The sequence below is a fragment of the Klebsiella sp. K4 genome (assembly GCF_014596785.2).
Lineage (GTDB): Bacteria > Pseudomonadota > Gammaproteobacteria > Enterobacterales > Enterobacteriaceae > Klebsiella > Klebsiella pneumoniae.
This window is the reverse complement of record NZ_CP115021.1, coordinates 1,446,943-1,473,605: the sequence shown is the minus strand read 5'-3', so window position 1 is coordinate 1,473,605 and position 26,663 is coordinate 1,446,943. Positions and strand designations below refer to the sequence as shown.

Genomic DNA, 26,663 nt, shown 5'->3' with positions numbered 1-26,663 from the left:
CTCGATTAGCTGTGGTTACTTTCACTGCTGGTTTGATGAATAATTGACTTCACCAACCTGGCAGACTTTGTTAAGACGATTTTTTATGGCTTGGGAAAGGTCTAATTTCCTCTCCCTTAACGCTTCCATCTTGTTGAATGGTCACATAAATATTTCGTCCGCTACGAATAGCCTTACTTATTGCGCATTGGATAACGCCAAAGTCGCTGGCAGTTTTTTCCTGACCGTGAATCTTGGCGTAATCAGCTAATGTCATACGACTCATGGACACGCTCCGTATTGATACATGCAACAAAGAATACTTGAGGTATTTATTGGTGTCAATATGAAAGGTATTTTTAGTTTTAATAGTGATGGTATTAGAATGACGTTATGGAACCTAAAAAGAATCTGACGACAGAACAGCTTGCAGATGCAGCACGTCTTAAAGCTCTGTATGAGTCAAAGAAGAAAGCGCTAGGCGTCACCCAATACTCAATCGCTGATGAGCTGGGCATTACGCAAGGAGCTGTAGGGCACTATCTAAACGGGAGAAATGCTCTTAACCTCACCGTTGCCGCTGCATTTGCAAAGATTCTGCAAGTATCTATTGCTGATTTCAGCCCTTCCATTGATGAGGAAGCGCAGAAAATATTGGCAAATGAGACATCCAATGTGAAGCTGGTCGGTCCATATAAGCAAGGAAAGGAGTATCCATTGATCAGCTGGGTGCAAGCTGGAGCCTGGGCAGAGGCAATTGAACCTTACTCAGTCGATGAGATCGATGAATGGTTCGAGTCCGATACAAAGGTTTTTGGTAAAGCCTTTTGGTTGCGTGTCGAGGGCGATTCGATGACAGCGCCTACTGGCCTTAGCATTCCTGAAGGGACCCTAGTCTTAATAGATACAGGCCGGGAAGCTATAAATGGAAGTCTCGTTATCGCAAAAATGGTAGATGCGAACGAAGCAACATTCAAAAAGCTCATAATAGATGGCGGCCAAAAGTACCTTAAAGGGCTCAATCCGGCGTGGCCACTGAAAGAAATCAACGGTAACTGCAAAATCATTGGTGTGGCTGTGCAAACCATGATGCGCTTGGTTTAAGCTTCAAACCCGGTACTTCACCGGGTTTTCTCTATACAATCTCCTCTCCCCCTTCACAAAAAAAAATACCTCTATAATTCATATCCATATCATAAATCCGCCCAAAATAAATACCCAGAGTATTTACAATAAAGAATACCCCTAGTATTCTAAAATTACACCAGCGGAAAAACACCATACGTAAACATTACGGACGGTGCATTAGCTGAATGTAGTCGAACGGCGCGACTTAAAACCATGCGTCGGAACCGTGGCGGGACAGGATGTCGGCAATACGGTGTAGTAAAAATCAACCAATGGAGGAAATCATTATGTGCAAGTAAAGCGGATAGACCGCAGCCGAAAGGCAATGGAGCAGTCGTGATGCTCCCCTGAGTCGCTATTGAGCGAGCCTGTGTAGCGACGGGTCAAGGTTCTTATATCAAAAGAAGCTCCGGTAAAGCAGCGCGAGTGCCAGACGCGCACCGGTTATAAGCGGCGATGATGCGGCATGGACTCAAGGGCATGGGCGCAGCCACTGCGAGAGTGTGGCGAAAACGTAAGAATCCTCCGCAGCGGCTTGAATGCGAATGCGGGCTAATACCGGGACGGTTAACAAAGTGGATAGTTGGCAAGGGAATCCGAGGGAACCGATCACAATCCATGCGTGATTATCTGGAAGGCTTAGAACAAAGGCAGATAGCTTCCATCCTCTGTTACACGGCGAGTTCCACCATGGGCACAGCTTACGTTTGATTTAATGATTTATTCCAGCCCCTTCAGTATGAGGGGGCTGGGCTGAATTAAAGCAAAGAGGTCGAAGATGGACGAAAAATGTATTGATTCAAAAATTATGACCGGAGAGCGTCTTCTGGTCATTAGCTCTGAAATTCTCACGGTTTTAAAAAGCGAGCTTTCCTCCAGAGGATTAAAGCCCACTTCCAGTAATTTACGCGTTGTGATGAATATTATTGATCAGTCTCTTCCTGATTCACTCAGCGATTTTTTTATTGAATAATTCTTCAAATTTATCAAATAGTTGCTCTATATCACCCATTGGGTCCTGTGACCTTGTATACCCCTTAGATGATGTCATTGCAGCCGTCTGATAGGCAGTATGCGTTTGAACCGCAATCTTTAGCAGACCCATAACCTTTTCTTCTTTTGTCATTGCAATTTCCCTTCTTGGCTGTGTGAGAACTCCCAAGATACCACCGAGCCTGATGTGGTGAAAAGACAGGCCTATCGCTGTGTGAGGCTGTTCACTTGGCGGTTATCCAGTCTTCCACCAATCAAACAGGAGGAAGAGGATAATGTTCTGATGGGTAACCGCCCTTTTTATTCAATGTGTCCGCTCCCGGTGTTGGCTGGGCTGCCCAACCCCGCGCGGGTTCAATTCCTGCCGGATACCTAATTAATCGGTGATTTATATGACCTTCCGTAACGTTAATTTCCCTTACGGCGATCTGATGCGCGTCCCTCGCGGTGTGCAGGCTGTTCGCAACCCTAAATCATTCGTTCGCTTCTGGCGGCAGAGCTGGTTGTACAGGCTTCTTACCCAGAAAGGCGATCCCTGCTGATAACTGGAGATAATTATGTCCGAAACCAAAAATACCACGCCGTTTAGCCAGCAGCTGGCGTACATCAACAAAGGCACTCTCGATGCCGAGCTGACCGAAGCGCTGGCCGAAGTGATCAAGGCTGTACGTGAAACGGGTAAAAAGGGAGCTGTGACCCTTACCCTTAACTGTTCAATGCTGAATACCCGTGACGAAAACACCATGAAGGTCACGCCAAAAGTAACCCGCACTATCCCGGAACTGGACCGCGCCGATACCATCATGTTCTCTACCGCTGATGGCGATCTGCTGCGTGATGACCCGGCGCAAGTTCAGATGGATTTGAAAGTTATCGAACAAGCACCGCAAGCTGCGCCTATTAAGCTGGCTCAGTAATCCCCCCCTCTTTTTCAATACACCTCTATAAAGGAATTATTCAATGTCTCAAATTGAAGGCTCTGCCGTGCACGACATCCGCGATCTGGTTGCTGCAACGCTGAAAACTGATACCGATATCCCGTCCGTCGTCGTCCCGGATGGCTTCGATATCAAATCGCTTGAAAGCCTCCAGATTGCCCCGTCTCGTATTCGCCAGACTACAAACCTGATTTCCCCCGGTTCGCTAATCGCATATATCCAGCGATTCCGTGATGCGCGTTCTGTTGTTTTCGCTGATAAAACCCAAACGAAGATCGTCGCGGTGCTGGACTTCCACCAGGACGCTGATAACCCTCACTGGGGTATGCACAAAGCAGTGTATGACTGCCCATTCTCTGATGACTGGAAAGCATGGATAGGGTTTGACGGCCGCAAGATGAACCAGATCGACTTTGCTGAGTTTCTGGAAAACAACATCCAGAATGTCGCGCCGATTAGCGATAACTATAAAGGCCCGTCAGGTACCGATCTACTGGAAATGGTACTCGCCTTTCAGGAGACCAGGAAGGTTGAGTTCAAGTCGGTTAAGCGCCTGCAGGATGGAACCTGTCAGTTCCAGTACAGCGATGATAAGTCCGGCTCCGGTAATACCCAAATCCCGGAAAAAATCAGCCTGGCAATAGCGCCTTTCCATAATGGCGCACCGTACCAGATCGATGCGCGCATTCGCTACCGCCTGCGCGACGGTCAGTTGGTCCTCTGGTATGAACTCATCGAGCCGAAAAAAATCATTGAGCACGCCTTCCAGGAGATCGTAGCCGATATGGAAAACCAGCTCGGCGATGAACTGCCTATCTACGAAGGCTCCATCTAACCCATCCATCCCGTGTGTTGTTTTATGCGCCTCCATGTGGGGCGCATAGCGAAGCACTCCCTAATTCAAAAAGGTGACCATATGCCCAGCTTAGGCCAGCTCTATAACGATAAAGAATCCGGGTTAACTACCCGTAAAACCTATAACGTCCCGATCGCCTCAATTTATGCGGAAGAAGGTTACAACGTTCGCGAACTAAATCAGGCGCATGTCGATGAGTTCCGCGATGCGTTTATTGCCGGTGAATATATTCCGCCGCTGGCCGTAGAAGTTACTGAGCGTGGTGTGAAGGTGATCGACGGCCACCACCGCTATCACGGTGCGCTCGCCGCAATCGCTATGGGACACGATATCGTGCGCCTTGAGTGCAAAGATTTTGTTGGTACTGAGGCCGATAAGATCGCGTTTATGGTGACTAGCTCGCAAGGGCTGGCACTTACTCCCCTTGAACGTGGTGCGGCGTATCACCGCCTACAGAATCAGGGATGGAGTCCGGCAGAGATTGCCGTAAAAGTTAAGCGTTCAGAGTCCGATATCCTTCAACATCTCCAGCTTCATGAATGCACCCCGTATATCAAAAAGCTGGTTCGCGATGGCTCTATGAACTATGCAATTGCGATTGGCATTTCTCGCGAACATGGCGTTTATGCAGACCGGGAAGCCGCCAGGCTGATGAAAAAAGCAGAAGCAGCCGGGAAAACGAAAGTCACAAAGAGCATCGCCAAGCCACAATTCAACGCAGGAAAGGCGCGGAAGTTTCTGGAGATCATCTCATCATGCAAAGAGACCACCAGCGGCGGACTGATTATTGAAGTACCACCAGCAATGCAGGCCGAAGTGCTGTCGATTCTTCAGGAATTCCGCTACGAAACATCGGCACCTAGGGAAGACGAGAAAAACAATGAACAGGCCTCATCATCTGAAGAAAGTGATGCCGCATGACAGAAACTATCCTCAAATGCCCTACCTGTGGGGCGTTAGCTCAATTCTCCTGGCATGGTCATAGCCCCTATATGCGTTATGGGGCTTTGCAATGTCCGCACAAACACCATTCTGTAAAGGTGACCTACCACGCCGATAGCATTGGTGCTGCGCGATTGAATCTGATTCAACAATGGGAGGTGTTAGTAAATGATTTTCAAAATTTACCGTGATCCCATTCTGCGAAAGACATTCATCCTGGATGCAATAGTTCTGGTTGGAGCGGCATCGCTTTCTGCGCTGGGAATATGGCTGGTCAATGAATGGGTGACAGCATGAACAACAACGGATTAACTCTCAACCAACTGGCAGAACGTAATGCCGCATTGGTCACTGAGGTCGAGAAATTACGTGCCGAGCGTGTCCAACTGGCTGCGGAGAATGCGGCGCTGAAGCAATACGCATTAGATTGTGTCAACGCTGTAGAATTCTGGAATTCCTGGGCTGACAAGGAAGATCAAATTCACAACGATATGGAAACCCCCGCCACCGATGCCTACCTGGCCGGGATTAAGGCTGATGCGATTACCGCTTCTTTGGATGCCTGCTCTGAATATCTTGAAACTGACTGTGTTATGGACAGGCTTGATATTAGCTACGAAGAAGCCGAGAAGCGAACCTCAGGGGCAATCGAGTTTCATGATGCGATGGTCGATTTTGCAAACCAGCTGCGCGAGGGGGCCGACAAATGATTACCGGGACTGCGAACTATGACGATGTTCCTGATGTTCTCTGCGCCTTGTGCGGCGGTTATTTCAAAGCCGACGATCCGGAAAGTCACGAATGCGATGAAGAAGCTCTTAACGAAATTGCGTGTGATATCTGCGGTTTCAAAAGTACTGACCCGGACGGCGCTCACTACTGCTGCGAGGATAACTCCGATGACTGATATCACCAAACTGGCGAGAGAGCGCCTGGAAAAAATTAAATCATGGCGTGGAACCTATGGAGCTGGAAGCAACGTAATGCTGCCAGCAGAAGAAGCTGAAGCGCTGGCCCGCATAGCACTGGACGCAATGGACAGAGACCAGGTACGCAACGAGCACGCCGAGTGGTCACAGGCAACTTTCGGCAATGTCGGCCCGGTTGGCCCACTGAAGCACCTACGAAGAGAAGTGCTGGAAACTATCGCTAAGCCGCATGATCTGATCGAGTGGGCTGATATGCAATTCCTGCTGTGGGATGCGCAGCGCCGTGCCGGTATCACTGATGAGCAGATTACTCAGGCGATGATCGATAAGCTGGCGGTAAACAAGCAACGCGAATGGCCGGAGCCGAAAGACGGTGAACCGCGGTTGCACATCAAAGAGCAGCCAGCGCCGGTAGTGCCGGTAGTACCGGATTTCAAAAAACTGGCTCGCGAACTGGTTGATAATCTCGTCGATTGCGGCGGACTGGATGAAGGGGTGAAAGAGAAGTATCTGGAGTGGGCAGAGAAAACCTGCCACGCCGCCATGTTCGCAGCCGCCCCGCAGGAGAATAATTAACGTGACCCATTTAATGATCGACCTGGAAACTATGGGCAACAAACCTAACGCCCCTATCGTCTCCATCGGTGCTGTGTTCTTTGAGCCCTCGACTGGTGAACTTGGCAAGGAATTTTATCGTGTCGTCAGCCTGAAAAGTTCAATGGATGGCGGTGCCGTTCCTGACCCTGACACCATTATGTGGTGGATGCAGCAAAGCGAAGAAGCCAGAGCGGCTATCTGCGATAAAGATACGGTCACCAGTCTGGTTACCGCATTAAGTGATCTGAACTGCTTCATAAGGGATAACGCAGACCCTGACAAAGTACAGGTATGGGGTAATGGCGCTACGTTCGATAACGTAATCATTCGGGCTAGCTATGACCGTGAGTTTATGCCCTGCATATGGAAATTTTGGAATGATCGCGATGTCCGCACAATCGTTGAATTAGGTCGAGCGATTGGCATCAACCCTCGCCGCGACATACCGTTTGAAGGTGATGTACATAACGCGCTGGCCGATGCCAGACACCAGGCTAAATACATTTCCGTTATCTGGCAGCGATTAATTCCTGCACAATGATTTAATTATTGGGGTAACTTATGACAATTAATGATTTTATGGAAGAGCAGGAGGTTTTCGACCTGCTCAAAAAGAAAAAAACAGCAGTATGGAATTTGCGGAAAAATCACGGATTTCCCCACCCGGTTTTAACATACCCAACACGGTATAGCAGAAAAGCAGTTATAAAATGGATAGAAGATGGTGGGGTTAATCGAGGCATATGAGTGCTTAAATATTTAATTACCTGACTGTGGCACTTACTAGAACACAGTCAGGCATATTAAATTAAGAGTGCTAATATTTTACTATTTTTTCAATTGCATATTTACAACTCTCTGGGTGTCTATCTACAACCTCATCCCACTCAACGTCAGGTGATATAGCAGTAACATTATTACCTGACAGTAATAAATAGGTCGTTAATTTCGGATAATGTTTTCGATACATATCCCATGATGCTGCATACTTTTTTCTTACTGAGTCTGGATAGCTATTATTCACAGAACCAAGGTACATATTATTAACATGCGTTAACTCTGGATAAATAAACCATTTTGAATCAGTCATCTCTATGTATTCAGATTTAATAGGCAGCCGCCATGACTCCAGGTCATATAGAGATTGGGTAACATAAACAAAATTGTAATTATCATTATACTCTTCAAATTTGAATATATTACAGTGCTTGGCTATTTTTTTATCAATGAACAATCCAATAGCTTTTAACTCCTTCTCCGAGTTGTAAGCATCGATTAAAGCGTTTCCATAAAAACAAGGTACTCCATTGATTTCGTAATGTGTAAAATCACCATGTGTTATAACAGCTCGAAAATAAACACCTCTCCCCGTTAAGCGATGCATCAAGTCTTTTACAAACTCACAAAGAAACATAATAAGATATTGAGAGTCGGCCGGAGTATGCCCACCATCAACATTATAGACAACCACTGTATCTGAAAAGACAATTACTTTAAATGCATCATGACTGTGAGCATTCAAGCTGGCTATGACTTCATAAAGATCATCAATTTTATTACTACCCTGCCTCACTAAATCGGTAAAGCCCAGGATATCTAAGTATAAGAAATATCTTTCGTTCATATTTACCCTATCCATATTTAATTATTAAGATTTCCTCAAATACTAATTTTAAAGTTGTGGAATAGTCACACATTATTTCCATCTAGTATTTTCTTAACATACCAGAAAATTTTATCAGCATAGAGTTCATAGGCATCCTTTTGCTCATCCAGCCAATCGTGTTTGTTATACACCGCCATCACCCCTCCCAACTCATGCCCCAGCATCTTTTCGGTCACATGGGGCATAACCCCCTCGCCTGACAAATTCGTTACCAGCGAGCGCCTGAAGTCGTGGGTTCGCCATTCCGGTATATCAATTTTATCCCTTAACTTCTTCATGTAGAGATTAGCTGACGATCTATCTATTGCCTTGTCCAGTTCCTGGCCGGGAAACAGAACATCATTTCCAGCATTGAGGAGCCTTTCAACAAAAGGTTTCACCTGGTCAAACACCGGGCGACGGATAACGTTACCCATCTTTGAATGTTCTGCTGGAGTCGTCCAGATAAGATCATCCATATTGAACTCACTGGCAGTAGCAAGGCGCAGCTCTGATAGCCTGGCTCCCCAAAGCAAAAGCAGCTGATGAAGCACCTTGTTGGAGGTAACGATCTTGTTGTTCTCCAGCGCCAGCCAGATTTTAGCCAACTCGGTATACGTGAGAACACGACTACCCACATCAGGTTTTTTTCCAATGGTCTTGACACTTAGCTTCAGGACTTCGCACGATGGGATCAACTGGCGACTGATACACCAGTTCATGACGGAACGTAGCTGCAGAAGAAGTACCCTGGCCTTTTTGCTGTTCTTCTTTTCCTGCTTATCAAAGAAACGCACCCATGCCGAAACAGGAATGTTTACTACCGGAGCGTCCGGGAATTCTGTGTACATCGTGTTGTACACAACTGACTTGTACAGCGTCTGAGTGTTCGGCTTCAGCGTTTCAACATACTTACCCCACCACTGATCCAGGCACTCTTTGAGAGTCAGCTCGCCATCTTCTTTGGCAAAATAATTTTTCGGGTTTAGCCCCTTGAGGTACAATTCGCGCATCTCACCGACGACTACGCGCGCCTCCTTGAGAGACATAGCGGGATAGCGGCCAATGGAGAGGCGAACGGGCTTACCGTTCCAGCGATAACGAAACTGGAATGTGATCGTGCCTGTGGGCGTTATGCGTACACTCAGCCCGTCACCATCTGTGACCTCAGCTGCGCCGCTGTATGGCTTAGCATTGATGCTACGGAGTTTGGTATCACTAAGGGCCACGGCTCTGTATCCTGTACACAGTGAAATTTTGCATTCTGTACTCAATGTGTACGCAATGGCAAGTGAACGAAGTGATTTTCTAAGCGAATTGATGTGAACGGAAAGGAAATAAAAGGAATGAAATGCTTGATGATACGTGGAATGATAGGATAACATGCAACACAAGCTGAACGCTTAAAAATCAGTAAGTTCTATGTCCCCTTAGTTAAATGGATATAACGAGCCCCTCCTAAGGGCTAGTTGCAGGTTCGATTCCTGCAGGGGACACCATGCGCAGCCGCAATAATCTTCTCTCGGCAGCCATTGCAGACAATATAAATCTCCAATCTCCCTTTTGTATCGCCTTCTTAGCCACTTTATCAGGCCGGTCATGCAGTTTTTCCATGACTTTTATTTTGCTCCCCCGCCAGGTAGCGAGGGGAAATGATTTCATCACTAATACCGGCTCAGTCAAAGGTGCTTCTACACCCGTTGTGGCTACCCGGCCTACCATTTTATGCAGCTTCGCTTTCTGCATATTCCAAACTCTGCAGATATTGCAACGCGACCGGGTCGGCAATATATTCAACCTGACCATGATGGCGCTCGACCTCATCAATAATCCGACGAAGCTCAACCCGAAAAAACTCCTTGCGCAGATTAATTTTATTAATGCGATAATTTTCCAGGTGATCATGCAGCGTTTTTTCCAGTGCGGGGGCATCGTCGCAGGAAATCATAGCATGGACGTCAAAATCAAAAGGTACCGCCGCCCCACTTAGTTCTTTTACTCGTTCCATAGGCTCCAGCCGTCGGGTCATACCAATTTTGAAGACATTTTCACCGAAGGAGCCGATATTCGAAATGATATACACATATCCTTGCCTGGTGAGCTGGGCCATGGATTTGGCGCGTTCATACTGCTGATGTACGTCTTGGATTTTCTGCTCCAGCTCCAGACGCTGTCTTTCCAGCTCTTCCCGGTGTGTGCCTTCAGCGGCGAGAAGAGCTTCCTCCAGTAAACGCTGCTGCTCAGCAAGGCGTTGCTCCTCTTCTTCCGCTTCGCGCTGCTGCTGTTCCAGTTCATCCTGACGCTGTTTTTCTTCCCTAATCTGACGCTTAAGCTCAGCCTGATACTCTTTTTCTTCCTGCGCTTTTTCCAGCAGGGCGACCTTATCCAGAAACTGCTGCTTTACAGCTTCCCAGTCGGCGTTATCTTCAAGTTCCAGAAAGGTGATTTTCTCGCTAATGGCCGCGTAAGCGTCTCTCTCCTTCCTGAGCTGGTCGTATTTGCTTTGCCAGTTATTTACCGTGGTGCCGGAAAGTAGTGTTTTGACTTTGAATTTATACGCAGAATCCACAATACGCTGCAGTGCACGGGAGGCTTTATTTCTGGCATTGTGAAATTCTGTCCACTGAACGGCAAGCTGTTGCTTTTCCTGATACAGCTTGCAAGCCACTTCGCTACTGACGGTTTCGTCAAAGGCTTGCTCCTTTTTTGCCAGGTCAGTGGCTTTTTTTCTAAAGCCGCGATAAATGAAAACCCGGATTATCAGCGCAACAGCTATCAGCAAACCAAAGAACAGACCGATGACTCCGGCCGGATTCGATACGGATTCAATGAATCGCTCATTAAGATTGATTAACGCCTTTACCGCAACATAAATCCCCCAGGCCATCGCTCCTATAATGATCAAAATGAGAATTGCAACATTATCATCTTTATTTCTTCGTGCCATATTTACTTCCTTTTCTATTTTAATCTTGATGATTTACCCGAAATAACAGAAAAAATGATGTTCCGTTCCCTGTTAATACTGATTCCCGGAACAAATTGGTAAATGGGTGAAGCCAGGCTTACTGGCCATATAAAGAGGCGCACACGTGGGCTGTCGGGGTGGTGTTTTAACCAGCTCATCGTTTTCATAAACGCGTTGTGGCTCTTGCTTTTTCGCTGTTGTCGTCTTTTTGGTTTGCGTTTTACGGGTAGGGATGGAAGGTTTAACCCGCTCGCGAGTTACGGAATCACCATATCCAGAGCAAAATCGCTTTGATTGACTTAGGCTTCCGTCATTACAGACAAACCGGCCATCGGATGTACAATGCGCTATCCCACCTTTTGAACCGGAGCAGGGCTTTCTTCCGCGAGCAGCGTCAGCCTGAGTGGTCAACAATATGCCTGAAAGCAAGAGAAGAATTAATTTTTTCATTTCCATATCCGTGTTGTATGTTGTTATTTAGGGTTCTGTTACCTGTCAGGTATTAACTGTTTCGCCAGAGAATACGCAATGATTAACTGGCAGATAAATTATCACTCCTTACGTTTTCAGCTTATTGATGACCGGCGTACGCAGGACATTACGAGTATGGTTATTCCAGTTAACAGGGTCAGGATGTCCATTACGCCGGAGAGTCGTGCAGCGCATACGCGATGTACGGCAGGTCAATATTACTATTGCTGTACGCTATCGCCACCTCGGTTCCATCAATCAGCGGCGTATGCCAGCCGAGTGTTTCACCGGCATACGGCTTCGCCATCCGCAGCCACAGGTAGCCGTAACCGGGTTCCGTCCCCTCCCGGTCGAAGTCCGGCTTCACCCGGTAGCGCCCCTGCCCGTCAAGGTGAGCGTAGATATCATTTTTCTCCCCAGACCGCGCACGTCGTCCATCATCGTGCGCCAGTAAATCCCGACTTCTTGACTGCCAAAATTAAAGCTCGGTCATAAGTGGCAATAAGCCAAGATCCAGAAGCTTAATTTCAATGTCGTTAGCTTTACCTATGTGTTCTTTATTGTTTCCATCGAATATTTCCTCAGTAGACACAATAATGGTGCCTTTTTGATTGTCGCCATCCATTACCGGCACAACTCTGGCTGCTTCTGGAATTAATTCAGTTAAGACTATGTGGGGGATGTATAACATCCAACCTACAGCCAGTCTGTCAGGGAATACGTTTCGCCCGAACAGATTGTATCCATTTGAATCGATGCTTATATGTGAACAATCAAAAAATAAAGCCAAATGTGATAAGAGCGTTATAAATCGGAGCAATGAATTTTCATCATTATTTACAACTAAACTTAACTCCACGGAAACCCTATTTTTTTGTTCGTAAAACATTTTTCTATAAGAGATGCCACAGCTGTGCTCATCATCATTGGCATCCCAAACGCTATCTACAAACATCGGCATATTTTTTTATATCGGCGCTCCCATTTCAAACGAGTGTTATCTGTGATACCTCCATTCTGAAAAGCTATCTGATTTAGAGCTTGCTTTCTGGAATAACCCGTTTCATACCAATTCTTTTCCACCTGAAATAACTTATTAAGTTGCGCTATGATAAATGCAAAGTGTTCAATTATTTGTGAAAACTGAATGTCATCATTTTTGGTACGATAATCAAAGTTTACTATAAAACGTGTATCCATAATCAAGGCTCCCATCTGACAACAATATCTTTAAATCTTATGAAGATTTTTGAAAAATAGTAGCAACTCATTGGCTGCATAAAAATCCAAACTACTTTTAAAGGTTGATTAACTGTCGCAACAGCTTGATGACGCCCGGCTTGATTAATTGCACTGTTATCCCCTCGCCACCACTCTTTTTTTGTACCATCAGCCCTGAAAAACTGATCATATCTCGCCTTCGCCTCCCAGAACTGACAAAGCTTATCTTTCCAGCCATCAAACGATACACCACAATACTTAAATTCCTGTATCTGTTTAGTTTCTGGATTATAGTACGTCCCACATATTCTCGTCTGGTAGCTAATCGTTACCGCACTCCAGCGCGAACAGCGTCTCACCATCGGCATCACCTTGCCCTCAGGCGGGCAGTTATCACAGGTCTTTTCATCCGTCTTCGCCTGTGCCCCCGCTTTCGTGTCTACACCTTCGTAACTGACCGTTTCGGAGTAATCTATATCATCTTCCCAGAAATCACCGTGCGTCTCCGCACTGACCGCCATGGGGTCATTCAGCATCGGATCATAAGGTTTTCCCTGATAGTCAAACCCTCCGGTCCCCTGACGCGACCCACTACCTGAGCCAGGATAAGACATATCCTCTTCTTCCCAGCCGCCATGGGTGCTTCCTGCTCCGGGAAATGTTGCTGTTCCGGTTGAGCCACCTGCCACACCGACGCTTCCGGTAGCCGCGCCCCCCATTCCCCCGGTAACTACTGGTGGAAACATAACCATCAGAGTCCCCTCCTTTCCCGGTTTATCATCACATGCATATAATCTTCAACCCGCTGATCAACTGAATAACTATTCGGTGTTCTCAGCCATTTATCCACTTCGGGCTTCAAATAAAAACCGGGCCAAAATGCCTCCAGAAACAAAAAATCTCGCTTCACATTCTTTTCTTTCAGCGGAAGGGTATTGGCATAATCCAGTGCCTTTCTCAGGCGAACATGGAACGTGTCGTCCGGTTCGTTAATCCCCGGAAATTTCCTCTTCAGTCTTTGCGCGGTATCGCGAACAAAATCATCACCTTCCATTTTGTCCACACCGGCACACTGCTCTTCAGACAGCTTCAGCATATGAATTCCCTTTGTTTAAATGACCAGACTTTCCCGTCCACTATTGTCAACCATTCCTGCATTAAACCTGTCAGCTTCTGGTGTTGCAGGTCGTTCAGCATCGTTGCCAGACGAACCTGAACGCGTGGATCCTGGAAACGCAGCAAAGCAGCCCGACCATCCGGCAGCCCAACATTCATATTGTTCTTCAGATGAACCACCTGTTCCGTGAGTGCAGAAGACGACAATATCCAGGAAACAGAGGGCAGCGCAGTTTCCAGATGACACAGCTTTTCACTGATATCCATCGCACAGCTCATCTGAATTATCCAGGGGCCAGCAAAAGCGATGCGGGAATCCGGCCAGGTATCGAACAGAGGCATGGCGGCGGGTTGTGGAGCGGACAGGCCCTCACCGAAATACCGCTCATATTGCAGACCGTCCACCAGGGCATACAATGTCACTTTTGTTGAGTAAATCAGGTGTTGAGCCGCAAGACTAAAGCTGTCACTGCTCATGATTCACCTCTTACAACAAAAGTATCGCCATTCATCGTCGCTTTCATCAGGCAGCTCAGGCAGATACCGCCACCCGTTGTAGCCTTAACCGGTATTGATGCAGCGGCAGCTGCCATCGTCCTTTTCACCTTCCGTATATACGTCGCCGTCGTGCCATACTCGACCCTCCCGGCCTCAAGTCGCAGATAGCTCCCGCCACCAATCAGCGTGATACGCTTCTTCCCGGCAAACGAAATATCACTCGCTGAGCTCAGCGTCAGTTTCTTCTCTGCAAACAGCCGCAGGCTGGCATTCTGCGCCTGCACCTCCACTGGCCCTTCTCCGGATTTCAGACTCAGCTGGCCGGTCCGGGCAAAGAGCCCAAGCTTCTCCCCGGCCAGTGCGGTCATGTTACCCATGACACCGGCACTGATATCGCCCCCGGCATTAATGGCGACATTCTTCGTGGCCGTCATTTGCAGACGCTCCCCGCTGGTGAGAGCCATGCCTTCCGGGGCCGAGAACAGCACGACTTCATTGAGCGGTTTCAGCCTCTGCTCAAACATCTCTATCTGGCTGTCCACATCCACCTTCAGCGCCTGCGCCTGCTCTGCCGCCATTTTCAGCTGCTGCAGTTGCTGGTTAAGCCTGTCGATTTCCTTCAGCGCGGCGTCCCTGTCCAGCGCCTCACCCTGCGCCTTTGCCTGCGCATCCGCACTGACAAACAGTCCCTTCCCGGCCCTCAGGGCTCCCCACTCGTCGGTGCGCAGTTCGGCCCCCTGACCGCGACGTTGCCCCCGGCTGTCCACCAGATGTCCGCTGTTGAGCTGCGTCCTGCCGTATTCCGTGGCGAGCTTGATGTGTTCCTCACCACGCCTGTCTTCCATCCGCAGCTTGTTGTTCGCGGGAGTTCTGAGAATGTTCCGGGTGTGATTGTCCCGGTTTACGGGGTCAGGGTGCTCCGAGTCGTGCAGCGCATACGCGATATACGGCAGGTCAATATCGCCATTGCTGTACGCTATCGCCACCTCGGTTCCATCAATCAGCGGCGTATGCCAGCCGAGTGTTTCACCGGCATACGGCTTCGCCATCCGCAGCCACAGGTAGCCGTAACCCGGCTCCGTCCCCTCCCGGTCGAAGTCCAGCTTCACCCGGTAGCGCCCCTGCCCGTCCAGGTGTGCGTAGGTATCATTTTTTTCGCGACTTTCGATCCGGGCCGGAAGCGTACCCGGGATGACCGGGCGAGGGATCTCTACCGGACGGAAGCAGTAACGTTCGGTATAAGGCTGGCCCCAGACTGACACATGCAGACGGGAATCACGGGCCCCCCGGTAGGTCACCAGGGTGAGGACGACGCCTTCTTTCAGGGCTGCAATGACATCGCCCTGCGGCTCCAGCACCTGTCCGGGTGTGAGATGAGCAGCGTTGCTGAACAGATGAATACGGGCTGATTTATTCAGCTCCCGCTCGTGATGGATGTGCGCATAGAACGCCCCGGATTCCGTTTCCGGCTCCGGGCTGGCGTCATCACCTGCGTCACGATACGGTGCCGCGTAACGGTAATGCTCCCCGCTGGTGACCGCATCGTTACGCACGCTGACCGTCGCATCCATCGGCGTGGAGGCTGTCCGGTAGTTGTAATCCCGCGTGGTGACAGTGCCGGTGGCGATGTTGTGCCAGGTCCGCACATCCCAGACCGACTCTGCTGCGCCGTCAAACAGACCCGATGGTTCGCTGTAGGGCAGACGCACATCAAACCGGTAGTTCAGCTGGCTGTCGGCAAAAATGTACGTATCCAGCTCACGGGTGTCATCCATCTCCGTACGCCAGTAAATCCCCACCTCAGACAGAATGCGCCGGATAAACTGCAAATCCGTTTCCCGCCACTGGGTGATAATTTCACGCGGCGGGTAGGTGCGCTCCAGCCGGAAGTCAAAATCAGGTCCTTGCAGGCCATGTTTGCGCAGCACCTGCTCCACCACCTCCGGCACGGACTGGTTCTGATATACCGCGCACTGCCGGGTGTATCCCAGCAGCGCCAGGCGGGAACTGAGCGTGAGCCGGTAGTGAGACTGGTCCTGAGAGGTGGACAGCCATTCCAGGCGGGTCACCATGCCGTGAACACTTTTGCCGCTCCGCATCCGGAAAGAGGCATATTTCATCAGCACCTGTTCCGGGAGAATGTTCGCCTGCAGGGAGGTAAACTCAATGTCCCACCGGAAGGGCTCGCTCAGGGCTTCCCTGCCACGAAAGCGCAGAATATCCGGCTTCACTGAACTGTCATTGATATCCAGAAAATATCGGGTCTGTCCGTCAAAAAGCGCCAGCCAGCTATCCATCACATCACTCCTTCACCGGCACAAGGCCAAGCCAGCCATCACCCAGTTCAATTGTGCGGGGGTTGTCCGGGTCGAGGTCGTCACGGGTCAGTACCAGACGCCAGCGGTTGTCCTTCTGATCCGGCCGGTTAAACAGCCCCACCACCGCCACGAACTGAGCGTCTTCATCCATGGGCATATTGAGCGTCACGCTGCCATTGGGCATCACCAGCAGCTCTTTTGATGCCAGTACGTCGTCTTTAAGTACCGTATCGGCCTTGCGCAGCAGTGTCTGGTAATCGGCGGCATCAACCGCTTTACGATCCCGGAGTTGATAAACCCGCACCATTGTCGCCAGCGGCGTCTGTGCGCCATCGGCGTTAATGGCCGTGCGCGGGGTAAAATCCAGATGCAGCGTTTTAATTTTTTTGTAGAAGATGGATTTCGTGATGCTGACCGTACCGTCCGTGACGGTCTGCGTCAGGCCGCAGCCTGCGAGTAGACCGCAGGCAATAAGCGTCAGCGCCCTCCGGCGGGTTACTGTTGCCATTCAAAAGTTCCTTTATTGAGAGGGAATACGTGATTAGTCGAAGCGGTAATGCCCGTCTTCAGCAGGAGGTAAAACAGAGCATTGCAACCCTTCATAGCAGCCCAGGCTGACGGTCAGACTCTCCCTGTTATTGCTGAGTTTTCCTGCTTTCAGCCCCAGCAAACCGGTTCGGCCCAGCTGAATACGCCTGCCTTTGCCAACGCGAGGCTCAGGCAATAACCGCACGGGTACCGTGAGGCGCAGTCGGGCGTCACTGCGGTAGCCAAGATAGACGCGCAGCAGGACCAGCAAATCGGTATGGAGGACAGCACCGGGTAACCAGCCTTCCGCTTCGCCCGGATCTTCCGTTTCCAGCGTCACCAGTACCCGACTGCATGCTTCCCTGGCCGTTTTACCCAGCGTGGCCCGCTGCGAAAGACGGATGCGGTTTTTGGCCCCCAGCCCACTGCGGTTATCAATATGGACCTTAACCGGATCGGGTTCGGTGATAATTGCCCGGGTATTCGGTGCCAACAGGCTCACCAGGGCCCGGATACCTTCGGCATTACGGGTGGGTAATCGCATGGTGCCCAGCAGGGCCAGAAAACGGGAAACCGGCGTTGCCACCCGTTCCGCTGTGCCTGGTATACCGAGTCCCACCAGTCCCAGCAGACACTGTGATGTGGCATCACGGCCACCGGCCTCGAAGGTCGCCGGATACGCGTATTTTCGCCAGATCCGGTAATACTGAGTGGTGATCCGGTGGCTGAAAATGTCCAGGAATGAGGTAACCGCCTCGTGTCCTTCGCGGCGCTGCGCAATATCGTCCAGCCAGGACGTCGGCAGAGGCGAGTCCACGCCATACACCCCTAGAAATGTCGTGCGAACCGTTGGGGGTAATGTCGGATGGTCTTCGTCAGTCTCCACTGCTTTCAGGGTACTGACCGGGAAACCCATACCAGGCCAGGGTCTGAATCGTACCGGATCATCGCCCGGATGGCTGGTGGTGCCCAGTTTCGGCGCGTCCGGATTTTCCTGTTCCAGCAACTGGCAGAAACGATAAAAATTGGCCCGCCAGATATCTTTGTTAAGGGCCAGCGTCAGCCCGGTACGTGCTGGCTGTGATTCTCGCGCCATCTCAGTCGTTTCCCTGTCGGTTGCAGTACCAGCGTGAGCTGGTTAAAGAGGTGAATATCGGCATAGAGCGCGAAGAACCGATGCAGCATCTCCCCAAAGAGGTTTACATCACCCTCGCCTGCAAAATTGTCCATATTCAGCGTGACCTCAATGTCCACGCCCCGGAGCATAAAACCCTTCTCAAAACGGCGGATCAGGGTGTGCTTCACAGCGACGATTGCTTCAAGCCGACGGCGGTTCATTTCATCGTCGGTCCAGTCATACAGCGCCAGCGTGCCCCGCAGTACCTCCGGATTGTCCATCATGCTCAGAAAGTTTGAACCAAGGTGGCTCATCACCCGCCAGTGAAAACGATCGTTTGCCGGGGGATATAGTGGCATCGTCGGTGCTGTGACGTTCAGTACTCTGACGGGCACCTTGCCGGTTTTGACCACCCTGTCCAGCAGGGTACTTTCCAGTGCCTTACGCGGAAGCTGACCGTTGGTCCCGGTTATTCGCATCGAGAGAGACTCCGGTTTATCGGACAACTGCTCCAGTTCGAACGAGCGTCCCCCGAGAATTAACCAGGTGTCATACAGGCCAGAGGGACCGCGTTTCACGCGGGTATGGAAATAACGCTCAGGGGCATCGTGGCGCATCATACCGCCCCGGTGGCGGAAGCTGGTGAATGGCACATAGGGGTGTTTGCCATTCTTCACCGCGCCATGGATGTTATCGACGCTATAAATCTCGGTGTGTCCATCCTGAAGACGCAGCGGCCTGAGCAGGTATTCGTTTTCCAGCGGGTTAAGCGTCAGCGGGTCGGCTTCCAGGGTAAAGAGATTGATGACCGGCGCACAGTGCAGCCGGAAGTTTTCTGTCTCAAAAGGCAGATCGGATGACCATGCTTCACTGAGCACAATGTCGATTTCAAACCAGGTGCTGGCCGCAGTGAGCCCGATGGTGTCGAGACCGCGCAGCTCAACAAACATAAACTTCGGACGGAAGCTGAAATACTCCAGCAGCAGCTGGTAACCACTGAAGGCGGTATCGGCTTTCTTCCACAGGCCGTCATTGTCGTCAAAGCCCATGGGTTTGCACCAGCCATCAAACTGATGACGTTCAGTATGCGTCCCGGCATGACGCGCATATATGGCATGTACACGCCGGGTCATTGCCAGATGCAGCGCTGAACTGACAGGACTCTCTGCGTTAAGGAATATGGCGACCTTGTCGATCCCGGCTTTACGCCAGTCCACTTTTTCAGGGCATTCGAAGCGCAGGCGGATAGCAGAGCGGCCATCGGTTTCCGTGTGCAGGCTGGCGTCCGCAAGGTGCAGCGGTTGTAGCGGCACATCGCGGGTCGTCCGGTACTGACAGGCGGTTTTATGCGGCCCGACAGGACGTGACAGAACGGAAAAGCCTTCAGCCAGCATTTCGGCCTGACGCAGACTACGCCAGTCAGGCGAGAACTCGACGATGGCCAGCGACGGGATAGTCCGCATATAGTGCGGCCACAGCAGACTCACCAGCCCTTCGGTCAGTTCCGGCAGATCATCATCCAGCTTTTCACGCAAACGGCCCATCAGGAAGGCAAAGCCTTCGAACAGGCGTTCCACATAAGGATCGCGGGCGCCGGGTTTATCCAGATTAAGCATCGCTGCACGATCCGGATGAGCCCGGGCAAACTCTTTACCGGCTTCACGCAGGTAGCGCATCTCTGCTTCGTAATAGCGCAGGGTTAAATCATCCATGAACGGCATTCCTGGAAATTATTAAAGAGAACATTAGCCACAGAGCACCATGGCACGGGCCGGGTCAATGGCAATAAGTCCGGCAAGTAAGGACTCCATCTCAGGCATCAAACGGGCTTTATCAGATTCGCTGCGACCAGCTTTCATACGTAACAGGTTCAGTCGACGGGCCTGGACTTCAAACAACAGATCGGGTTCCCAGTCTCCCAGCGTCAGCTGTGGCGCACAGGTAGTTAGTTCGCCAAGCAGATGAAGCGCCATATCGTTTCGTCCATATTGCTCTGCCACCCGGGCCATTAGCAGGCGTATCAGCCAGCGATGGCGTGGTGTGTCTATCCCCGGTCGGGACTGGAGCCAGGTAAGCGCCGCTTCGGGACCATCCGTGTCGCCCTTTTCCATGGCTTCCGACTCAAGGAGCAGCACATCATCAGCCTGACCATTAACGACGGTAGCGAGTTCATTGTCGTATATCAGGCCTTCTTCATTCACTTTTTCCGCAATCCAGGCGGTGGTGACTTCGTCAGCAAAGGGGGTACCGTCATTCCATGCCAGCCCTTCAAGGCCCGGGAGGCGTTTAAGCAGCAGCCGCAGATCGAACAGGACGGAGTCTGTCCAGGTATCCCAGGGCTGACCGGCATGGCTGAGCCCCTGCCAGAGATACCACTGAAGATCGAGCCAGAAATGGTTGACCCCTTCGCAATACATCTGGCTGGCCTGCTCAACCAGTTCGGTCCAGTTTTTCTGAATATAGAGCCGCTTAAGTTGAGCGCGATACTCGGGTTTCGGCGGTACCAGGCGGGTGCGGCCGCTACTGTCGAGAGGGGGGATCTGATCGACTGTATCCCACCGCACGGTCTTAATCAGCCGGTGAGAAGCCAGCCAACCCTGAGATTGTTCGCTCAGCCAGCGGGAAAGTAACTTTGCCTTGTCGAGTAAATCGCGGCCAGATTTCACGGCTGACAGTTGCGGTGAATCCGAATGGGCTGGTTCATGCCCCTGCTCCTGAGCACTGCTGTTCTGGGGGACCAGCACTTCCATGCCACCCGAACGTGCCAGGCGGTTTTCAAGAGCGGTACAAAGGCCTGCAAAAGACGGTTTCTCGGCTTCCGGCCAGTCTGCCACTGTGGATGCAAGCAGGCTTATAGCGCCAGCCGTCAGACCGGCATCATTACTGTCCACCTCGGGCCATAACAGCAGTGCATCAATCACTTTTGCACTGTTCAACCACTCCAGCGCAGCTTTCCGGGCGGCGGGGCGCCGGGGATGACAGGCCTGCCCGTAGCGGGTCAGCATCGCGACAAGAAGCAGTAAGCCCTCGGACAACCCTTTTTCACCGTCGCGGCTGAGTCGGGCCTGCACGTACCAGGTCACGACACGAATGTCTTTGGCGCATTCGCAAAGACACTTTTGGGCCAGTTGGCACAACAACGCTGAATCGGTACCTGAAAGCTTATTGATCTCTTCACGCATCAGCTGAAAATTATCATCGTATGCGGGATCGTCCCCGGTTTCAGGCCCGGAGGTGAACGGATGCAGCCAGTTATCCCAGAGCGACAGGGCATCATTTGCCCGGGAGGTGAGGCGCTGCCTTTCTTCCTGGCTGGTGGCGCAGGCGGTTAACAGATCTTCCGGTGAACTCATTCTTTTTCCCGTTTGTTAGTCTCTTTCATAAACCTCATGGTCGCTTCCAGAGAATCGTCGTCCTTACCATTGACGATTTGCGGTGGCTTCCATTTCAGCAGCATACTTTTCTCCTCCCCCTGAGTAGGTTTGCCCTTCCAGTCGCTTTGCCAGTGGGCTTTTCTGACATGGGGGCGCAGGCGCCGATGGGGTGTGGAGGGACTGCCCCCTGATGTACTGGCTTCCGGCGCTCGCGGTACCTGCCTGAGCGCGGAACCGGCCCGGGCGCCGACAAAAATCTGCACAGGCTTGTCAGGGTGGATGAGGCGTTGATGCTTTCCGACACGTCTGGGTTCGGGTCTCACAGGTTTCCCTGCTTGCCCCATTCACTGTTCTCAGAGCAGGGCCAGAACAGCACCGGCAGGACCGCGTTCCAGAATCCATGGATCCCCACCTCCTGCTGACTGATGGCCGTGGAGACAGAAGCGGCAAGGGTGAACAATGCGCCCATCGTTACTGGATCGCTTCTGCGCCAGCGGCAACATTAAAAATAGCGTTGGGCAGCGTGAACCCCTGCAACTTCAGTAATTCAAGAGGACCACTGCCGAGTTCGCTACGCATCACAAACTTCAGAGGATTGCCATCCGGGGTGATCCATACCAGTTGCGTCCGGCTGGCATCAAGAGGAGTGAGCAGGGCTTTGTCCAGCAGGCGAATGAAGCCCCAGTTACCCTGGTGACTGGCGTAGAGTTGCATACCACTGTTTACACTACGCCAGCTCAACGATACGCCTGGATAGTAGCTATTCCCCGGCCAGGTGAAGCTTTGCCAGCTTTCCATCTGATTGAAGTAGTCCAGGTTCTGCTCATCGAGGGTCAATTGCACTCTGGCAACATCCTTTGAAGGACGCGCCATCAGTTCGAAGTGAATACCTGCATCGCCCTGAGAGAACACGATATCAGACAGCTCTGCCAGCTGATTAATCGCCCGGAGGAAATCCGGACTGACAACCATCCCCTGACTTGCGGAAGGATCAACGACCCAGCGATTTCCCTCCTGGTGGAGGATCCCGCCAAGATTAGTTTTCAGGAAGTTAGTAATTCGACCCGAGTCGCTACGCAGGAACTGAGCCAGTAACGGCAGGGAGGCATCGCTGCCGGTGGCCTTAAACGGATACCGCCCCGCAAAGGCCTTATTCCACTGTTCGACAATGGTCGATTGCCAGCGGCTATTGAGACTACCCGCTGCCGGGGCAAGGACCTGCCGCCAGGCCAGATCCAGCGGTTGCACAAACAACGACTGACCAAATCCGTTCCACTCCTGCCCCAGGCTTGCCGCAACCAGACTGCCGTAATCGCGGGTGTCCGTCAGGTCGATGGCTTTACCCTGGAATACGGTCTGTGCCAGCATCTGCGACATCGCTTGCGGATCCGGGGCGCTGGTGACCTGCTGAAGCTTCAGCCGCACCTGGGTAACGCGGGCCAGCCAGGACTGGAAACTGAGGTTACCGTTGCTACCAGTGCCCTCTTTACCTTCCATAAATCCCGTCAGTGGTCCAAAAACGTCCTCCAATGGACCTTTCGGCCCCTGCGCCTGCTCAATGAACTGTCGGGTATATTTTTTCCGACCAACCAGTTTTTTCGCTGAATCCACTATCGAATCAGCCAGTGCCTCACCCTTCTCTCCTGTTTTTCCCTGCCAGGCCAGCGTATTCATTAAGGCCACAAGCGGAGACTGACGGACATCGCCGATCAGACTGAGCTGGGCAATTGCTTCAGAAAGAGACGTGGCTTCTTGCCACTGAATGCTGTTGACCATGTTCAGCCAGGCATTACCAAAATCGGTAAAATACCGTTCTGTCAGGCGGGCCTTCAACGCCTCCGGGGAGATATCACTTCCTGCCTGGTGCGTTTTATCCGTCAGGACCCAGTCGATTTCATCACGTCGTGTCTTAACGACCTCGTTAATTGCATCCTGTACCTGCTCTTCCCAGGCCTGGCGCGTAAACATTCCTGGGACGATTTCGTCAGTGCTGAATACCGTTGAAGCATCGGTATCACCGGTCATATCAGCAAGTGTTAAATCAGGCCAGTTACTGGCCACGCGCTTAAGCATGTCCTGGTACAGTCCGGCCTCAGCGTTCCGCTGGCCAATCTGCTTGAGCAGGATCTGACGGACCGTACTGATTAATTCAGCGTCAGGCTTAATTTTCCATTCCGGATGTGTCGGGAGGTTCTGCGCATAAAAACCCAGTAATTTAGGGGCAATTTCCTGCCATGTCCCATCCGCCACATTCTGGCGTTTCGGCCAGGTTATTAGTACATTTTTCGCCAACCATCCTTCATCGGCTTTGTCCGGTCTGGTCATCATCAGGTAAGCTTTCAGGACATCGTAGGTCCGTTGCGTTCCCTGCATCCGGGCGTCACTGGCCGGAGGAAGTTGCACAAAGGCATTCAGTTGTTGTTTCAGATGATCTGCTGTGGCATCCCTCATCAGCTGTGCGTTGTTTTTCGCATACAGGGGCCAGAGTGCGGCCAGCGTGTCACTGTCCTGATTAAGACCAAATCGGGTGTACCACGGAGCGCCGGTAGCCTCATGATGTTGTAGACGGGCAATGGCTTGCTGGAGTACGAGCTGGCTGCGCAGGCGTTCAGCCAGTGGTTTTGCAGTATCCGCTGCCTGCCTGGCCGTCTCCTGCGCCTGATAAATCTGGGTACGGTTAACGACGAGGGACAGCAGTGTACCGGCCCCCCACAGGACTATCAGGGAAAGCAGGATTAACCGCAGCATCTTCAGCCAGTTGAAGCCCAGTTTCCTGCCTCTGACGGCATCGCTGTCATCAATGACGGCTTTCCAGGTCGGCGTGTCGAGGCGCGTGTTCGGCACCGTTCCGGCAACAGCCAGTTCAGGACTGAACATGACACCGCGTAAACGCCAGGCCGCAGATCCCTGCATCAGTCCGCTGAGCAAAACGGTCAGACTGGTTTTTAGTTCATGTCTCAGGCGGGAGGATAACTGCAGCAGGCCATCATGCGCCGGATTACTCAGTATCTGCGCCATACCGGCTTTTTGAAGGTGCTGAGACAGCGTAGTCAATGCCTTACCAGCCTCTTTTACGGTGCCTTCCGGCCCGAAGATGACCCCTGTCGCAGCCGTTTCCGCGTCCTGCTGAGCACCCGCTGCCTTATCAGTCAGCCACAGCCAGACAGGCGCCTGCCAGCCTAACAGGTGGTCGGCTTTCTGGCGGCAACGCAAGAAGGCATCCCGTTCGCTATCCGTCGGGAGAGCTGAGGTACTCATCACCTGAATGATGCCATCAACCGGCTGGCCAGATCGCAGACGCTTCAGTTTTGAAAGGAAGATCTCATCCGGAAGTGACTGCGCATCACCGCCATAAATCAGCACATTGCCGTCGCCTTCCTGCCAGAGGTCATGACACAGGCCCGGGGCCGCTTTCTGGACGTCATCCGGATTACCCATCACCAGCAGTAGACGCACCTTACGCTGCCAGCGGCGCCCATAGCGAAACCGCAGGTGCTCGGACACCGCCTCTTCGCTGAAGACAGGTTGTTCGTCGTCGTCTTCACTGGCGATGGTGTTCGTCACCGGAGCGGCAATCTGAGACTTTTTCTGTCCCCAGTGGAAATACAATCCGGATTTACCGGCGATGTCAAAAGCCTTCTCTGTCAGCCAGCCGAGTAAAAACAACGCGGCAACCAGTATGGCGCAAAATGTGAGTATGCGCTGGCCGTCATAGGGACCGAATCCCGTGGCCGAAGCTACGTTTTCCGGAAAGGCATATAACAAAAATGCCACGATGACCGTCATAAAAAAAGCGACAGTGACAACGGAGCCGATGAGTGTTTTGACTTTTACCTTAGTCATTCTTAGGCGTTTCCTTGCGAACTTCTTCTTTGGTGATGACAGCGATCCAGATGTCGTCCTTATCAGCGTCGGGTTGTGCGGCGATAACTTGGGGGCCTCGTTGTTCAACGTCAGCATTAGCAAGCGTGATGGCCAGCCATGGAGCAGCATGGCCGGTATATCCCACCACGGGATCGATACTGGAATTGTCTTCTGAAAGACTAAATTCCACTTCACTCTCTTCGCAGGCATTATTCCAGCCGCTGCCCGACGTCAATGTGGGACCGGAGATCCAGCTTCCTTTGAGTTCATTGGGCAGGGTCTTCGACCAGAGCAGCGCCCGAGTAAGTGTCTTTGTAAGCGTTGTTTCTGTTCCCCTTTCGGGGCGATGAAGGCGAAGCGCATCCGGCCAGGCATGGGCTTTGCGGTTGCTCAATACCACCATTGAGACAGCATCAGCATCTTCTTCCCGGGGAGACGCCGGTAACGACAGCGTGATGGCAACCAGAATGCCAGGGTTGTCCCATCGCTTGTCCAGCCAGGCATCAAACGCCCCCAGTCCTTTTCCGGCCATCAGGCGAAAAATCCTGCCCGTCTTGAGTGAGAGATCGGCTTTAAGCTGCTCTTCAAACAGGGGATACAGATCGTTATCACAATCCAGCACCAGCCAGCATGGCAGCTCGGGCGGAAGCGGCTTAACTATCCCCTCTACACGCGTAGTCAGTTTATTAACCGCTGCTTTCAGGGCCTTCGTTAAATCTGTCTGATATTCTGGTAATGCCGCGTATCTGACCGGTTTATCACATCCTCTTGGGTGAGAGAATTCGATAACAGGAGCTGCGACTTTCATTGCCTTCAGCAGGTCATCGGCTTTGTTTCCGGCCGGACTCTGAATATAAGTACCGAGGATCCAGGCGCAGCGTTGACCGCGCAGAATTTCACTGTCAATAAGCGCTTCTCGCTGGACATTTCGGGACTCGGCCCCCACCTGTTCGGCTTTGTAGGCAAACCGGCGTAAGCCGAAAATAAGCCCCCAGGTGCAAAATGGAAGACCCAGCGCGGTGAACCAGAAGACAAATCCGGTTCGCTCTGACGTCCAACACCATAGCGTGAGCGCTATGCCTGCCAGCATGACAAACGCGAGGAAGAGCAGCCAACGGCCGGTGCCGGGACGCGCTACCTTCGGAGCCTTTTCAGGGATGGCATCCAGCCAGACGGGCATA

25 protein-coding genes, 1 tRNA gene and 2 pseudogenes are annotated in these 26,663 nt (G+C 51.5%); 9 read left to right on the top strand and 19 right to left on the bottom strand.

The window, feature by feature from the left end; genetic code table 11:
- Positions 1 to 70 precede the first annotated feature (70 nt).
- On the bottom strand, positions 71 to 265 hold the full coding sequence (locus IB144_RS07335; protein ID WP_004104275.1) for a Cro/CI family transcriptional regulator: 195 nt from the start codon (positions 263 to 265) through the stop codon (positions 71 to 73).
- A gap of 107 nt (positions 266 to 372) precedes the next feature.
- On the opposite strand from IB144_RS07335, the gene IB144_RS07330 reads away from it, so the two are divergent.
- Positions 373 to 1,083, top strand: a complete 711-nt coding sequence (locus IB144_RS07330) for a LexA family transcriptional regulator (protein ID WP_004104276.1) — start codon at positions 373 to 375, stop codon at positions 1,081 to 1,083.
- A gap of 970 nt (positions 1,084 to 2,053) precedes the next feature.
- On the opposite strand, the gene IB144_RS07325 is transcribed toward IB144_RS07330, so the two are convergent.
- Positions 2,054 to 2,233, bottom strand: coding sequence for a hypothetical protein (locus IB144_RS07325; protein ID WP_032426830.1), 180 nt, complete (start codon positions 2,231 to 2,233; stop codon positions 2,054 to 2,056).
- 424 nt (positions 2,234 to 2,657) lie between these two features.
- Between IB144_RS07325 and IB144_RS07320 the strand changes: the two genes are divergently transcribed.
- From IB144_RS07320 to IB144_RS07290, 7 genes and pseudogenes are all read left to right on the top strand, one after another.
- Positions 2,658 to 3,017 carry a hypothetical protein gene (locus IB144_RS07320; RefSeq protein ID WP_004104278.1) on the top strand — a complete coding sequence of 120 codons (360 nt, stop codon included), beginning with the start codon at positions 2,658 to 2,660 and terminating at the stop codon, positions 3,015 to 3,017.
- A 43-nt stretch (positions 3,018 to 3,060) separates the two neighbouring features.
- Positions 3,061 to 3,873, top strand: coding sequence for a DUF2303 family protein (locus IB144_RS07315; protein ID WP_109026998.1), 813 nt, complete (start codon positions 3,061 to 3,063; stop codon positions 3,871 to 3,873).
- Positions 3,874 to 3,954: 81 nt separating this feature from the next.
- Complete coding sequence (locus tag IB144_RS07310; protein WP_094818648.1) at positions 3,955 to 4,815, top strand: DNA-binding protein; 861 nt, start codon at positions 3,955 to 3,957, stop codon at positions 4,813 to 4,815.
- A 314-nt stretch (positions 4,816 to 5,129) separates the two neighbouring features.
- Entirely contained in the window at positions 5,130 to 5,546 is a 417-nt protein-coding gene (locus IB144_RS07305) for a hypothetical protein (protein WP_135725333.1), read from the top strand.
- 321 nt (positions 5,547 to 5,867) lie between these two features.
- Positions 5,868 to 6,197: pseudogene (locus IB144_RS07300) on the top strand (DUF550 domain-containing protein); the annotation flags it as partial.
- A gap of 145 nt (positions 6,198 to 6,342) precedes the next feature.
- On the top strand, positions 6,343 to 6,903 hold the full coding sequence (locus IB144_RS07295; RefSeq protein ID WP_040186295.1) for a 3'-5' exonuclease: 561 nt from the start codon (positions 6,343 to 6,345) through the stop codon (positions 6,901 to 6,903).
- A gap of 20 nt (positions 6,904 to 6,923) precedes the next feature.
- A complete protein-coding gene (locus tag IB144_RS07290) occupies positions 6,924 to 7,109 on the top strand; it encodes a hypothetical protein (RefSeq protein WP_072041072.1) in 186 nt (61 codons plus the stop codon).
- 70 nt (positions 7,110 to 7,179) lie between these two features.
- Here the strand turns inward: IB144_RS07290 and IB144_RS07285 are convergent, their stop codons facing one another.
- Together IB144_RS07285 and IB144_RS07280 are read right to left on the bottom strand one after the other, a co-directional pair.
- On the bottom strand, positions 7,180 to 7,986 hold the full coding sequence (locus IB144_RS07285) for a hypothetical protein (protein WP_122543416.1): 807 nt from the start codon (positions 7,984 to 7,986) through the stop codon (positions 7,180 to 7,182).
- A gap of 65 nt (positions 7,987 to 8,051) precedes the next feature.
- Complete coding sequence (locus tag IB144_RS07280) at positions 8,052 to 9,236, bottom strand: site-specific integrase (protein WP_040186293.1); 1,185 nt, start codon at positions 9,234 to 9,236, stop codon at positions 8,052 to 8,054.
- A gap of 195 nt (positions 9,237 to 9,431) precedes the next feature.
- Here IB144_RS07280 and IB144_RS07275 point away from each other — a divergent pair.
- A tRNA-Arg gene (locus IB144_RS07275) sits at positions 9,432 to 9,506 on the top strand.
- Between the two features lie 224 nt (positions 9,507 to 9,730).
- On the opposite strand, the gene IB144_RS07270 is transcribed toward IB144_RS07275, so the two are convergent.
- The 15 genes and pseudogenes from IB144_RS07270 to IB144_RS07200 all read right to left on the bottom strand — a co-directional run bounded on the left by IB144_RS07270 (position 9,731) and on the right by IB144_RS07200 (position 26,662).
- Positions 9,731 to 10,954, bottom strand: a complete 1,224-nt coding sequence (locus IB144_RS07270; RefSeq protein ID WP_032418607.1) for a GIY-YIG nuclease family protein — start codon at positions 10,952 to 10,954, stop codon at positions 9,731 to 9,733.
- Positions 10,955 to 11,026: 72 nt separating this feature from the next.
- Positions 11,027 to 11,425, bottom strand: coding sequence for a hypothetical protein (locus tag IB144_RS07265; RefSeq protein ID WP_071844618.1), 399 nt, complete (start codon positions 11,423 to 11,425; stop codon positions 11,027 to 11,029).
- Positions 11,426 to 11,539: 114 nt separating this feature from the next.
- Positions 11,540 to 11,861 (bottom strand): annotated as a pseudogene (locus tag IB144_RS07260) (phage baseplate assembly protein V); the annotation flags it as partial.
- Positions 11,862 to 11,924: 63 nt separating this feature from the next.
- Positions 11,925 to 12,401, bottom strand: a complete 477-nt coding sequence (locus IB144_RS07255; RefSeq protein WP_053067621.1) for an Imm52 family immunity protein — start codon at positions 12,399 to 12,401, stop codon at positions 11,925 to 11,927.
- 247 nt (positions 12,402 to 12,648) lie between these two features.
- Complete coding sequence (locus IB144_RS07250; RefSeq protein ID WP_032418605.1) at positions 12,649 to 13,419, bottom strand: Tox-REase-5 domain-containing protein; 771 nt, start codon at positions 13,417 to 13,419, stop codon at positions 12,649 to 12,651.
- On the bottom strand, positions 13,419 to 13,763 hold the full coding sequence (locus IB144_RS07245; protein ID WP_032418603.1) for a hypothetical protein: 345 nt from the start codon (positions 13,761 to 13,763) through the stop codon (positions 13,419 to 13,421). The genes IB144_RS07250 and IB144_RS07245 overlap by 1 nt, the downstream gene beginning before the upstream one ends.
- Positions 13,757 to 14,260 (bottom strand): DUF4123 domain-containing protein, encoded by a 504-nt coding sequence (locus IB144_RS07240; protein ID WP_046653600.1) that lies wholly within the window; start codon positions 14,258 to 14,260, stop codon positions 13,757 to 13,759. The genes IB144_RS07245 and IB144_RS07240 overlap by 7 nt, the downstream gene beginning before the upstream one ends.
- Positions 14,257 to 16,578 (bottom strand): type VI secretion system Vgr family protein, encoded by a 2,322-nt coding sequence (gene vgrG / locus IB144_RS07235; RefSeq protein ID WP_077256195.1) that lies wholly within the window; start codon positions 16,576 to 16,578, stop codon positions 14,257 to 14,259. The genes IB144_RS07240 and vgrG overlap by 4 nt, the downstream gene beginning before the upstream one ends.
- Positions 16,579 to 16,582: 4 nt before the next feature.
- The gene (tssJ, locus tag IB144_RS07230; RefSeq protein WP_032418602.1) at positions 16,583 to 17,107 is read right to left on the bottom strand and encodes a type VI secretion system lipoprotein TssJ; all 525 of its coding nucleotides are present in this window, start codon (positions 17,105 to 17,107) and stop codon (positions 16,583 to 16,585) included.
- 33 nt (positions 17,108 to 17,140) lie between these two features.
- Positions 17,141 to 18,223, bottom strand: a complete 1,083-nt coding sequence (gene tssG, locus IB144_RS07225) for a type VI secretion system baseplate subunit TssG (RefSeq protein WP_032418601.1) — start codon at positions 18,221 to 18,223, stop codon at positions 17,141 to 17,143.
- Positions 18,187 to 19,956: a type VI secretion system baseplate subunit TssF gene (gene tssF / locus IB144_RS07220; protein ID WP_040216981.1), complete on the bottom strand. Its 1,770-nt coding sequence runs from the start codon at positions 19,954 to 19,956 to the stop codon at positions 18,187 to 18,189. The genes tssG and tssF overlap by 37 nt, the downstream gene beginning before the upstream one ends.
- Positions 19,957 to 19,989: 33 nt before the next feature.
- On the bottom strand, positions 19,990 to 21,597 hold the full coding sequence (gene tssA / locus IB144_RS07215) for a type VI secretion system protein TssA (protein ID WP_032418597.1): 1,608 nt from the start codon (positions 21,595 to 21,597) through the stop codon (positions 19,990 to 19,992).
- 340 nt (positions 21,598 to 21,937) lie between these two features.
- On the bottom strand, positions 21,938 to 22,087 hold the full coding sequence (locus IB144_RS07210) for a hypothetical protein (RefSeq protein WP_188006558.1): 150 nt from the start codon (positions 22,085 to 22,087) through the stop codon (positions 21,938 to 21,940).
- A 2-nt stretch (positions 22,088 to 22,089) separates the two neighbouring features.
- Positions 22,090 to 25,461, bottom strand: a complete 3,372-nt coding sequence (locus tag IB144_RS07205) for an ImcF-related family protein (protein WP_032418595.1) — start codon at positions 25,459 to 25,461, stop codon at positions 22,090 to 22,092.
- Positions 25,454 to 26,662: a membrane protein gene (locus IB144_RS07200; RefSeq protein ID WP_032418594.1), complete on the bottom strand. Its 1,209-nt coding sequence runs from the start codon at positions 26,660 to 26,662 to the stop codon at positions 25,454 to 25,456. The genes IB144_RS07205 and IB144_RS07200 overlap by 8 nt, the downstream gene beginning before the upstream one ends.
- Between the last annotated feature and the right edge of the window lies 1 nt (position 26,663).